Below are 12,323 nucleotides of genomic sequence, written 5' to 3' on the forward strand. Positions count from 1 at the left end.
TAATCATCAGCCGGGGCTTGCTGGAGCCCCGGCAAACGACGTCAGGACTTCCGCTCCTGAAGGATCGGGCTGCGAAGGCATGGTCGACGAACGCGAACGCGGACGCGGACATTGCCCATGGCACCCTTGTTGTTCGCGTCAGTTTGCCGGGCTAACTCGAAGCGGCATCCATGGTCGTCTCATTTCGTGCCCTGGAACGGACGTTCGCAAGTTCTCTCTGTGCGGCTCAAGCGGGTCGGCTACGGAAGTTCGGTGAAGGTCGATGGCCAACGTCGTGGGGCGGTGGTTATTTGTCTCAGTGCGACCCACTACTGCTGCTCATCGTAAAGCTTCGACGGGCGGGAATTCGCGCTAAAACAGATGGCTAGCAAGGCGGGCGATCGTGGTCGGCGCCACAATGAATTGGTCAGCCCCTGCGCCTTGTAAGAAGGTCAGCTACACCGGCACGGGCGGCAATTTCCCAGATATATCCGCGAGAATAATCGACGCCTGCCCGCTGATGAAGCACGGTACGCAAACGTGCGTTGGTCCAGTGATCAGACTCTATGCCGCGCGCTCGAGGCGACTGTCTGAGCGTCGCGGCAACCCATGCCAGCGTTTCGTCATTCATCGCGGAAGGCTTCTTGTCCGTGCGCTGCTTTGGCGATCGCATCCGGTGATCCATTCCAAGCTTCCCGACGACAGTTCTGACGTGTCCAGCGGAATGGTAAACGCCGAACTTTTCCTTGATCAGTTTCTGAACATCCCCGTTTCGCCAGAGTTCGGTTTCGTAGCCGTGAGCCATGGGGCTACCCTCCAATGTCATCCGTAACCACTCAAGAGCTTCGGGGCCAAGCGTAGCCTTGCGCCCGGATGACTTGATCTGTTCAACGGCCTCAACGCCATCAGCTACTACCATTGATCTGTATTTTGCAACGGTGCGCACGCTGATGTTGAGCGCTTTCGAGACGTGCTCGACACTGTCCCCGTTCAGCAACATTTTCGCGGCGACCTTTCGGCGGGCGGCATAGACGTCGCTCTGCGATTTCTCAGCAGTAGCCGGTGACGCCTTTTCTGACGTTGAATAGGTGAGACGGTATGCGAGGCCATAACTACGAACAAGGTAGCCAACGTGCGAAGCTGAAAACCGGATGCCGAAACGCCGAAAGATCAATTCGCTCAGTTGGCTTATCGTCCAGGTCGGTCCAGGATAGCCGTGAAGTCCAGGCGAGTGCTTGATTGCGCTAACGAGCCAGCTTTGCGAAGCATCGTCCAGTCGCGAGGGACCACCGTGGATGCGAAGGCGAACAAGGGCGTCGGCCCCGCCCCGTTCAACCAGATCCTTGTATTTGCTCGCGGTCGGAAGGCTCAGCCGAGCCTTCCTGGACACTTCGCTAATACCGTCACCGTTCAACAGAAGCTTGGCGGCAAGAGCCCTACGTTCTGCGAGAGGAATATAGTCTATCGGTTTGCCCATCGTCCTGCGCACAAATGAATCGGTTGTTATGTCGTATTGCGGTCTCCGTATTTATACACGACTCAATACAAATTTCGCGAAGGTCGACTTGAAATCCCGACAGCCAGATATACAGTCGAAAGCTTGCTGAAATATTGTGGAAAGTACGGCGTCGGGCCAACTGCGCCTCAAACTCACCTTACCGCCGGATTTTTCGAATGGCTGTTTGCCGAATGTTTCTCGGTCGTTCGATATCGTTAGGCGGGTGTCTGTTCGTGGCCGACTGCGGTAGCTCGAAAATCTTCGTCCGATTGATTTGACCAGCCCATTTCGGCTGAAGTGGAAACGAACCGTCTTCAGATATGTGAAGCCTCCCACTTTGCAAGCACCTCTGCCTGTAGTACAAACCGCAGCGAACGATTTTTCCAAAGCCTGCACGCCGGATTCAGTTCAGCGCCGCTTGCGATGAGCTGCCTGAGTAGCGGGTGCATATGGCAATTTCATCCGCCGCTTCGGTGCAGTAGCTCTCTCCGAAGCTGATACAAGGTACCCAAGTGTCACGGCGGCGCCCGGAGTGCGGGACTGTAGCCACGCTGTGACGACGTCATCACGCATCCAGCCCCTGACGAAGCTCGCGGCCAAGGCGAGACAGCAAAGGTCATCGTGATAGCCCGGCGTCAGGGACTGCACCGTCTCCTGCATCTGCGTAAGACCCTTTTCCATCCCGGAAAGCAGCCTTGCGCGATGGCGGTCAGACTGCCGGCCACGCGGATCGTCGGCGCGTTGCGATGCAGGAGTGGCTGCAAGTAACGCGCGCGCCAGATCGCTCGAACAGTTGTTCGCGCCGACCATCACCAACACTGCGGCCAGCTGACGCACTGTGACCATCCGCCTGAGCGCTGCCACGGTGCGGTCCGGCAAGCGGTATCCAGCCAGCAGTGCGAGTGCCTCCAGACAGATGCCTGCCGGTGCCACCCGCCCTGTGGAGGTTTCCGCGGCCCGGGCGACGAATCTGGCAGGACGGGCGGTGGTCATGAATTCCTCCCGCTCAGGCGATCTCGAAGCAGTCGTGGCATCGTAACGAACCCCTGACGTCTTAGCAGCGCCACAAACGCGGGATCGGACAATAGCTCCCGCAGTACGTTTTCCAGAACGGCCATTTCCGCCCGGACGGATTCCATCCGTCCAAGAAGAGTCTGCTGCCGCGCGCGTTCGAGCATGAAGACCTTTCGCGCCCGGGCTTCGGGCGTTGACTTCCGGTTCGCGGGACACCGGTCGTCGCTTAACGAGGCCTGACCCTGGTCGTCTGCCGGGACAGCCAGATTCAGGCCAATTGGAATCGCGCGTGCCATGGCATCTACCTCGGGGCCGAACTGGAGACTACCGGCAACACTTCGAGCGAAACATTGTCCGCTAGCACGAGCAGTGCTTTCAGATCGAGACGTCGGTACGCTTCAAAATGGGACAGGCCATGACGGAACACCACGGTGTATTCGCCTGCACGGAGACTGCCGCGCGGCAGGATATGAAAATCTAGCAGTTCTGTGACCGCGCGTTCGATACGACCATAAACCAGAAAATCAATCGCGAAGCAGTCCGGCCAACGTGCGGTCCAGTAAGGCAGATGCCCCTGGATCATCCACGGACGGCGCACGACCAGTTGCATTCGTAGCGCGCCGTCTACGCACAGCGTGGTGGTGTGCTTTTCATACCGAACGTCGTGTCCGAGTTCGCACAGCATTGCAGTAACACTGTCCACGACGTGTCGTTCCATACGGCGTTCGACACATCGGTTTTCGGAGCGCTCGGGATCGAGGTTCGGCGCATAGCCGATGGCTTTATACGCTTCGTTGAGACTGCCAAACTCGCGCGCCACCTGCTCCGCCGAGGGCGCGCTGCGGTAGTGTCTCAGTAACTTCTGATTGATTTTCCCCGTGCGGCTTATGACCTTGCGCATGCCATCAATGATTTCTTCACGCGTCGGTCCGCGCCGGCTATGTGCGAGCCTTGCCTGAACCGCCGCAAAGAGCCGCCTGTCAACCACAGCGGCGAACGCCCCCGGTACCCTTATCCACTCGTCATTGGGGACCTGTCGCCAGGGACTATCGAGTTTGGATGTCGTGCGACTGTACACATTGGTACCGATGTATTTCTCATTGCGCAGGATCTGCATGACGTGCTGCCCCTGCCAGGGGCGCCCGCCCCCGTTGACGATCCCAAAGTCGTTCAGGCGTCGCGCTATGCCAGTCGCCGTGACCCGTTGCGTCGCATACCACTCGAACATCTTACGGACGATAGCCGCCTCACCCGAGGTATCCGGAACAACGATGACACGGTCGGTCTGCACGTTCTTGTATTCGTGGCAGCCAAGTGGTTGTCGGATTTCCCTACGGGCGTTGACGAGCACGCGGCGCAGACCGTAACCCACAGGCCCCGCAGTGTGAAATCCGCGCTGGACGTTCAGACAGTGGCCAAGAAATATCTTGCGCGACATCTCACGACTGAATTCACCGGCCATCGCCCGCTTCATCGCTTTCAACACCGATGAGAGTGGACTGCCGTCGTTCTCAAAAGGCTCAGCGACATAAATAATGTTCACGCCGGCGCGGCGGCATGTGTACTCATAGAAGGCGCTCTCATCGACATCCTGGAAACGTCCCCAGCGGCTGACGTCGTACACCAGGACGCTGGAAAACCTGCGAGCGGGATTTTCCACATCGAGCAGCAGTTGGATCAGTGCTGGCCGGTCACGCAATGTGAGACCGCTGATGCCCGCGTCTTCGTAGTCCCGCACGATCCGTATGTTGTGTGTGGCTGCATACCGGGCAATCGCTTCGCGCTGGAAGAACGGAGAGTACTCCTGGTGATCCGTGGACATGCGAATGTACTGCGCGGCCCGAGGCGGCGCAGACGGATGCGTAGAAGGCTTCCGGGCGGGGGACATGGAGGCTCGACTGGCGGTAAGCTTCAGTGCTAGTGTTTTTTGCCACGAAGTCAAGATCGGCGATGACGCTTGCCGCGAGAGGCGATCGACGTTATTGCCCTGCGCCCGCTCCAGTCCGGCATCGGAAACATTCGCGGCAACGCTATGCGTGGAATTACCTGGGGCCGGCAATTCGCAGGGCTACGAACGCTTAAAGCCCGGTCGCAGCTCCAATCCTGCACGGAGGTTTCATTGAACGAAGCCAAGGCGAACAAATGCACCGGGGTTCGCCTTCGTGCGGCGACTGTTATCGAGGACGGGTGTCGGCGTACGCTCATCGTCTATGTCAATATGCTGGACGTCGCCCAGACGAACGGCGCTTACGGGCAACTATGTGAGATCCGGGACTCTTCGCCAGGTCTTCACGCTGCAGCTAAAGCAGCACGACACAATGCTGGCCGGATGCGGAACAACTAATGATCGAACCTACCGGATTGGACAAGGAAGCACGCGCCGAACTGCTCTGTTATCTTGCAATAGCGCAGCTTGTCGCCAGGGCGCGCAGCGGTGATTGGCTACGCACAGATCACCTCGTCGAGTCGACCCGCATCTGGCTTGCCGGAAACGGCGCGAAGGCCGACTGGTCAGAGCGGGTGCAACTTGGCACTCTGTCAGAAAAGATCGCGCGCGACTTGACAGGTCCGTCGGGTTTAGCCGACACGGAATACCTGGCAAAACTGTTCACCGACGGCTGGAGACTGGACTATCGATCGCCTGTTGTGCGTGGAATCTACTCAGCTTGCGTGGCCGTGCTGAGCGGGGATGCATGACCTGGTAGTCACTCGGCCTTCGACCGTGTAGCTATCGATGCTGACGAGGGTGTCGCGCTCGTCGAATTGGAATGGCGGACGTTGTCACTTGGCGGGCGGTCGCAAAAAACTCTGCGGCACATTTCCTCGTCAAATGGAAGTCCAGTACGATAGCCGGCTCTTAAACTGTTGCACGGGGGAGGCTATGGCAGTTGATTGGTACGAATATCAGGAAGAAACGGCGGCGTTCTTTAAAAGCCTAGGCCTAGACGCTCAAACCAATGTCACGGTGCATGGCGTCAGGACACAACATGACATCGACGTGCTTGTGAAGATGCACCATGTCGGATTCGACATCACGTGGGCGATCGAATGTAAACATTGGAAGAGCAAGGTGTCGAAGCTGCATGTTATGGGGCTGCGGAGCATCGTCCAGGAGATCGGCGCAGATCGAGGAATTCTGCTCTGCGAAGTCGGCTTCCAAAGCGGCGCTATTGAAGCCGCGCAGCTCACAAATGTCGTGGTGACCTCCTTAGCCAATGTCATGCAGTCGGCTCAAAAAGACGTCTACAACCTGCGCTTTCGAGAGCTGCTGGAGCGTATTGAGGCATCAAGAGAGCGGTACTGGGACATCCCCAAGAGTGTACGGATCGACCACGGCCTTCGCCAGGAGGTGGGCGACGGCTATTCAGCGTTCTTTGTTTTGCACACCGCAGATGAAGTTATGGGAAAGGCTATCCGAGGCGTTTACCCGATCACCGACCTGGTGCGGTTTCAATATCTGAAGACCCCGCTGGTGCTTTCCAGCCCCGAAGAAGTGTTGGCCTATCTTGAACCGCTGATCGCCGACCTAGAGAGCCGGCTGGCAAGCTGTGATGCAGCGTGGAAACATGGCGCGACGCCCGCTGATGCGACTGGCGCCCAATGAAGCAGGGAGGCTCCGCCTTGGTACAGGGAGGGAACATGACAGTAAATGCGTGCCCTGCTCAACCTTTCGTCTGCCGCAGAGATCAACCAAGGACCATCGCCAACGATCGGAAGCGAAGCTACCTGGGAATTGAGTGTCCGCTTAGCGGGCGTGCAGCGGATGACCGCAACCGGGCCGCATAGTGCCCGACGGCGATGGACCAGACGCGACCAGTTGCCCTCCGTCAGACTCCGCCGACCGATATCCGTTCCGTAGCGCTTCCCACACTGGCCCCCTGTGGGTGTCCGCAGAGGCCACGCAGCGGGGGACGATATTGCCCACAGAGAGTGTTCGCAAGCGGGGGCCGACGCTTCCCCGGCCTGTATGATGCTGAGGTCACTCTCGATACGATTCGGCACAGTGAATATATACGACCTCTACAAGCCATTTAGAAATGAACTTCGCAGGATGGCCTGTCGGTGTCGTTGAACGCTTCAAAGCTTTCATCGACGACACATCGGATTTTCGTCTCGCCATAGCACCGGATTTTGTAGTCGATGTCTGCATAACGTGCCAGCACTACCTTGACACTATGTCGTGCAACCTCCTCCACGATTTCGTGGTTCTCAGCGTTGGGGCAGCCATCGCGATCTCATCAAGCAATCCCTGCAACCCTAAGGGAGGATAGTTCGGCGTCGTCTCAACAATTTTATCCAGCATGAAAAGAACATGTTTGGGCCATCTCATAGCAAGCGAGAGATTGTCACCTTTCGTCTCTTGCAAACCATAAAGCGCGACGTCTGCGTGTTCGATGGACGTCAGGTAGTCCTTTACCGCATCTGTTACCTTATCAAAGATATCCGGCAATTGATTGGCAATTCGAATTATTGCATCCGTTGATGTGCTAGTCTGAAATACAACTTCCTGCGGCCACACCGAACTGAAGAAGGGTTTTCCGAACCTTTCCCATACCGAATGCTCTTCTATGATTTGACCGACCATCCAGAGTGCCGCATGCCTACCCGACTCGCCGATCGTCTGCAAAATGCGGCGACATTCCTCATTGGTGACATATCGACGGTCCTCCAATCTCCAAAACCTTGCAACAATCAGCATACGTGCCGCATTGTTTTCCAGCCCTGCGTCTGATGCAGGACCGTATGGCTCGGAGAAGAGTTTCAGGAAATCGACCTTCAGCAAGCGGAAAAGTGTCCCGGGATGCGGCACTTGCTCACTCCAGAGCACACCTGCCCAAATAGCATCCGATAGTGCATTCTGTCGGGAAAAGAACGGAGCTAGTCGGTTCTTCACCCATCTGCCGTCCACATGGTACAAAAAGTTCAAACGGCGACCGATTAGAGTTGCCGCATGACGCGCTCCATCTCCCGGCGCTGTAAGAGTTCGATCAAGCCGATCGAGCAATGCCGGATCAAGTCCTTCGTCTCTCTCGTAGTTCGTCTTGGTTAATATCGCGAATGCTGCCTCTACCATATGCCCGACTGGGGCATTGATGGCGAAATCAATCGACCGCGAAAACGACTTCGTCGCGTTCTTATTTCTGTCTTCGTGGAGGGCGCTCTCCGTAGCGTTTTCTCCAATCACGACGATTCTTTGAAATATCTTATCCCACACGGACCAAAAGAGGTCTGGCTTCTGAAGGAATATCGAAGGCAGATGTTTTTCGAACCAGCCGCTGATATCAAAGCGAAGTTCAAAAAACAAATCATCAGGCGCATCGGCGATCTTGCATGCACAAACCAAAAGCGTTCTTTTTGAGGTCGAATCAGGCCAGTTCGAAAGTAGTTGTCGCCACAAAAACGGTGCTCGAACTTCGCCATTTGCGCGGGAGGAAAGCGCGCGGAGAGCGCGCGCTGGTCGCTCGCGGACAAGCCCGGCAAACGGCGCGTGCTCAACAAATTCGAACCGATCGTGCTTCGACAACTCAAGTGCACGCGCAACTATTTCGCTTATCGGCAGTTGCATCAGATTTTGCGGGTCCGTCTTACGCGCAATCCAGCCACTCCGACCGTCGTAGTCGTGATCAGCGGTCGCCTCCGCTTCTCCGCTCCAATCCGGCTTCTTTCGCGTCGCCTTTAGAAACTTTAAAGCAGATTGTGATAATGTGCAGCCGTTCTGCTCAAGCCACCCTAACGAAGTACCCGCGCTGTATGTGATTCTCGACGCGAAATCATCCGGCGATTCGCCTTCATATGGTTGCGGCCCCTGAATAATCCTGCGCTCGATACTTCTTCTGACTGAAGTGCGAAGGTCCGTCCACCGAGACCTAAGCAAAATCAGTAACTCCCGTCGGAGATATGTGTTCCAGAATGTATCGTCGGAAAGATCGAGAATTCCGACGCCGACGTTCTCACCGTCAAATACGGAGTCATTTCTCCAAAAGTGCAATTTTAGTTTGTCAAAAATAAAATCATCAGATTTGGGCCATGCGCCCAACTCTTCTCGAGCGTCGCTGGGAGATAGCTTGCAGAGGCGCTCAAACAATTCGACCGCCCAAAAAAAATCGGCTTCAATCCCCTCACGATGATGGATGCGCACTCCTGGTCGCGAATCGGGTTCGATTGCGGGAAGCCGAAAGAACCTGGATTTCCGCACAGTCTCACTTAGTAAACCTATCGAATTAACCAGTGCTTGACGGATGATCTGGAAGACAGGACGTACCATGTTGTCTGGTACGTTGATGTCGACACCATGTCGCTGCGCAGTAGTAACTTCGAATTGCACGAGATTGCCAACCTCCGCCGACTCATCTATTGACGGAGGCACGGGCGCACGTAACATAGATTTTCCAATTGCCAATCGAGGCTGAGCGATTTTGGCAAACTTACGCAGCACGGACGATGACCAGCCTTCGATGCGAATTCTCTCAACAAGGGTGTACCATGCAAATTCCCCGATGTCGTCGGGTAACTCAGCAAACGATTCCGCCAAAAGAGCCCAAACGCGCCTGGCTTCGCCTTTAAGCGGCAAAATGCCCGGGCTACGACCGTTCAGTCTTCGGTCTACAGCGTCCAAGACCGCGGGGTGCAGGTTATTTTGCCGAGCTACCCACCACACGGCGGCCGGTTGTTCCGCCACCCGCTCAAACCATCGGACAAACCACCAGAGACGCTTGGAGTCTATCTTGCTTGAAACGGACCGCATGCCAGCCAGGCGCATGTAACTGCGTCCGTCCTCGTCGGTGGGCAGCGATCCAATAAGGTCTTTCGCACCAATGTCCGTAGACCTGCCATTTTCATTCAAAGGAGGGCGTGGCGGATCGTCATCCAATCCGTACTCTACGTGTGGGTCGATCTCTTCGACATCGCTCCCCCATCCGTTTTTTTCAGGAGGACGGTATCTGGAAAGTCTGTCGAAAACGCAAAGCCACTCTGCCACTGGAGGCGGCTCAGCATCGGCAAATGCTCTTGCCCCATCCTGCGTTTCCACTAGCGCGACAACTTGTCCCCTTTGATATGGCAACAACTTGCGCGGCGACATCTGTGCATACGATATGACACTCGAGGTCCAAGAGTCCTTGTCAGCTGCTCGCGACGCCCAAGCTTCAAGCGTTGCCCACAAGTCAGTGAACTGGTGGAACGCTATGCCGACTATGCCTAGTTCATGCCATTTTGCGCGTACTTCGTCGGGTTCCCCGCGATCGAATGCGTAGATGGTGCGCAATCGCGGAGAATTGCTCGCAGACAGACCTTCGAGCAGATAGCGAATCGGCGGATCACTCGCCGAATAGCCCAACAGAACAACGACGCGTTGCTCGAGTAGTTCGCGCATAAAAACAGTCGCCCAACCGTCCGCTAGATACGCTCGACCGAAATCACCAGAACCAAGGACTAGATTCTGACCGTCGTCGCGTTGATGCTGCAAACGACCATGAAGATAAACGATGCCGGTCGGCGCCTCACCGGTAGTCATGCTAGGCAAGAGCGGGGGTGTCCATTGCTGCAATTGCCTATTCGCCCGCTCGAACATCAAATCAAAATTCGTTGTGACGATGAATGGACTGCCGGAAGCGTCGACCGATAGGCGTAGAACAGCTTCATGATTGACGGGATTTGCCCCAATTGGGTTCTTCAGCTCTCGGTTGACCTCCCGCTCTACCCTTGACCGAGAATACTCTCTTTGCAAAAGCCCAAAAACTTGATCCAGTGGCGGAGCCAGGTCAGGATCGTTCTGAGCGATTGCGCGTACCATCAATTCTCCCACCTTTGACGATGGCGAGACTCCAAGACGCTTAATGACGCGTTTCGTAAGCTTGAAGAAACTAGGCAATCCAACTGGCATGGATACGCCAGCGCCACAAAAAAATACAACCTCTCCCTTATCTCGGAGGCTTACCAGCTCATTAGGGATGGCTGGGCCGTCAGGAAAGAACCTCAGTTTTAGTCTCCAGTGGATTGGGGAAAAAGCGGATCACAGAATCTGATATTCGACTCGTTAGCCTACTGCAAACGGCGAGAGTCTGAAACCGACAGCGAAGTCACGCGGCCATAAATATGGGCCACAGAAAATATGGATCGTTTGGGTACACCGTAACGGACTATGCGCCGGGGCATATCGCGCTGGATCAACAGGATCAACCGGATATTTGAGCCATGATATAATTGATCCATCAATTCAAATGATCCATAAAAACCATGCGCAAACTCTATTACGGGCGGATTTCCACCACGGACGGCCAGTCGTCCGCGAGTCAGTACGGCGACGCCAGAGCCCACGGCGTGCAGGACAAGGATGTTTTCATTGATGAGGGCGTCAGCGGCTACCACGTTGCTCCTGACGCGCGGGAACAGTGGCGCAAAGCCGAGCACGATCTGCGGCACGGCGGCATTCTCATCGTGCGCTGGCTCGACCGGATCAGCCGCCGTTACGACGAGTTACACGCCACCATGCGCCGACTGATGGAACTGGGTGTGCGGGTCGAATGCACGCTCAACGGGATGGTCTTTGATGGAAAGGCCAAAGACGCCATCGAGAAAGCAACGCGCGATGCAGTACTGGCGTTCATGGCCGCGCAGGGCGAAGCCGATTATCTGAACCGCGCCGAAATGCAGCGACGCGGCGTGGCGATCGCGAAGGCGGAAGGAAAATACAAGGGGCGTACACGATCACATGACTACGCTGCAATCAAGGCATGGCGGGCGGAACGCGGCGCAAGTATCCGGGTGACTGCTGAGAAGTTCGGCGTCGGCACAGCTACGGTCAAGCGGGCGTGCGCCGAGGACATGTCATCCTAACTGGTAGTCGACCACGGAAATCAATGCAGCCGGTAATCAACAAGCCCAGCCGCAGTTGTTTACCGCGTTCGGGGGTGCCAACGGCGTGGCAATCTATCGGACGATTGGTTACCACCAGAAGCGAGAAGATGCATGTCGAATCGCACAAACTGACATCGCGTTCTCAGTCGCATAGCAGACTGCTCGCGTTGCGGCTACGCCTTCGCACGGCAGTCGGGCGAAGAATCCACATCGGTGTTGAGTTGTTCCCATAAAATCGCAGCACAAAGAAAAACATTCGACCTATCAGTCACCGCCTCTGATGAGATCAACAGTAAAACATCTGGAACTGACTCTCGTACAAGTTGCATTCGGGATGCAGAAATGCCGGGGGAACGCTTCGGAACTTCTCACCGATGCCGCATTGCTGGCCGACAAAGGTCGTCATGCGCGAGCCTACACACTTGCACATACGGCATGTGAGGAACTCGCAAAGTTTTTTGTACTGCAACTGGCTGGGAAGCGAATTGTTCAAGCGAATGCACCGGACTGGAAACGGTTCTGGCGTCGATTTCGTAGTCACGACTCCAAAATTACCCAGCTAAGCGTGCAACTGGCCAATCTCCAACTGGAGGACCATACCGTCGACCAAGACCTTATAGCCGCTTCGGAAACGCTTTTCATGGCCAGTCTTCAGCCGAGGAATGCATCCCTATACGTAGATATTGGTCCAGATGGTGAATTCCGAAGTCCGAGCGAAATTGACTTTGGAATTCCTTTTCCCGTTCTATCCGGTGTCGCAACGCAGGCGCTGCGGGTCGCCGGGACGCTTGGCGAAACGGTTACTGATATCGTGACGACTCTTCGCAAACCGCCAACTGTTTCTGAGCAGGCAACAGGGCTAGAGGTTCTGGTGACAATACTTTCCCGCATTCGGGACGCCGGGATAAGCAAAGAAGAAGTCTTGACCGAATTGAACAAACACTGGGGCGTTCCCAAGAAAGCGCACTGATCGGTC

8 protein-coding genes are annotated in these 12,323 nt (G+C 55.9%); 4 read left to right on the forward strand and 4 right to left on the reverse strand.

What is annotated here, in order from left to right:
* Positions 1–406: 406 nt before the first annotated feature.
* From PQQ86_RS15780 to PQQ86_RS15790, 3 genes are all read right to left on the reverse strand, one after another.
* Positions 407–1,456, reverse strand: a complete 1,050-nt coding sequence (locus tag PQQ86_RS15780; protein ID WP_408268402.1) for a winged helix-turn-helix domain-containing protein — start codon at positions 1,454–1,456, stop codon at positions 407–409.
* A gap of 429 nt (positions 1,457–1,885) precedes the next feature.
* Positions 1,886–2,470, reverse strand: a complete 585-nt coding sequence (locus PQQ86_RS15785; RefSeq protein ID WP_408268405.1) for a plasmid partitioning protein RepB C-terminal domain-containing protein — start codon at positions 2,468–2,470, stop codon at positions 1,886–1,888.
* Between the two features lie 322 nt (positions 2,471–2,792).
* Positions 2,793–4,379: a recombinase family protein gene (locus PQQ86_RS15790; RefSeq protein ID WP_408268408.1), complete on the reverse strand. Its 1,587-nt coding sequence runs from the start codon at positions 4,377–4,379 to the stop codon at positions 2,793–2,795.
* A 455-nt stretch (positions 4,380–4,834) separates the two neighbouring features.
* Here PQQ86_RS15790 and PQQ86_RS15795 point away from each other — a divergent pair, with 455 nt between their 5' ends.
* Entirely contained in the window at positions 4,835–5,188 is a 354-nt protein-coding gene (locus PQQ86_RS15795; protein ID WP_408268411.1) for a hypothetical protein, read from the forward strand.
* 184 nt (positions 5,189–5,372) lie between these two features.
* Positions 5,373–6,095, forward strand: a complete 723-nt coding sequence (locus PQQ86_RS15800; protein ID WP_408268414.1) for a restriction endonuclease — start codon at positions 5,373–5,375, stop codon at positions 6,093–6,095.
* 558 nt (positions 6,096–6,653) lie between these two features.
* Here the strand turns inward: PQQ86_RS15800 and PQQ86_RS15805 are convergent.
* Positions 6,654–10,283 (reverse strand): SIR2 family protein, encoded by a 3,630-nt coding sequence (locus tag PQQ86_RS15805; RefSeq protein WP_408268417.1) that lies wholly within the window; start codon positions 10,281–10,283, stop codon positions 6,654–6,656.
* Positions 10,284–10,726: 443 nt separating this feature from the next.
* Here PQQ86_RS15805 and PQQ86_RS15810 point away from each other — a divergent pair, with 443 nt between their 5' ends.
* Complete coding sequence (locus PQQ86_RS15810) at positions 10,727–11,326, forward strand: recombinase family protein (RefSeq protein ID WP_408268420.1); 600 nt, start codon at positions 10,727–10,729, stop codon at positions 11,324–11,326.
* A 301-nt stretch (positions 11,327–11,627) separates the two neighbouring features.
* The gene (locus PQQ86_RS15815) at positions 11,628–12,317 is read left to right on the forward strand and encodes an AbiV family abortive infection protein (protein WP_408268423.1); all 690 of its coding nucleotides are present in this window, start codon (positions 11,628–11,630) and stop codon (positions 12,315–12,317) included.
* Positions 12,318–12,323: the final 6 nt, after the last annotated feature.

Source organism: Paraburkholderia sediminicola (assembly GCF_046026675.1).
Lineage (GTDB): Bacteria > Pseudomonadota > Gammaproteobacteria > Burkholderiales > Burkholderiaceae > Paraburkholderia > Paraburkholderia sediminicola_F.

Excerpts from the sequence above, each read along its gene's own strand:
- PQQ86_RS15780 (WP_408268402.1), bottom strand. The coding sequence starts at position 1,456 with ATGGGCAAACCGATAGACTATATTCCTCTCGCAGAACGTAGGGCTCTT.
- PQQ86_RS15785 (WP_408268405.1), bottom strand. The coding sequence starts at position 2,470 with ATGACCACCGCCCGTCCTGCCAGATTCGTCGCCCGGGCCGCGGAAACC.
- PQQ86_RS15790 (WP_408268408.1), bottom strand. The coding sequence starts at position 4,379 with ATGTCCCCCGCCCGGAAGCCTTCTACGCATCCGTCTGCGCCGCCTCGG.
- PQQ86_RS15795 (WP_408268411.1), top strand. The coding sequence starts at position 4,835 with ATGATCGAACCTACCGGATTGGACAAGGAAGCACGCGCCGAACTGCTC.
- PQQ86_RS15800 (WP_408268414.1), top strand. The coding sequence starts at position 5,373 with ATGGCAGTTGATTGGTACGAATATCAGGAAGAAACGGCGGCGTTCTTT.
- PQQ86_RS15805 (WP_408268417.1), bottom strand. The coding sequence starts at position 10,283 with ATGGTACGCGCAATCGCTCAGAACGATCCTGACCTGGCTCCGCCACTG.
- PQQ86_RS15810 (WP_408268420.1), top strand. The coding sequence starts at position 10,727 with ATGCGCAAACTCTATTACGGGCGGATTTCCACCACGGACGGCCAGTCG.
- PQQ86_RS15815 (WP_408268423.1), top strand. The coding sequence starts at position 11,628 with ATGAGATCAACAGTAAAACATCTGGAACTGACTCTCGTACAAGTTGCA.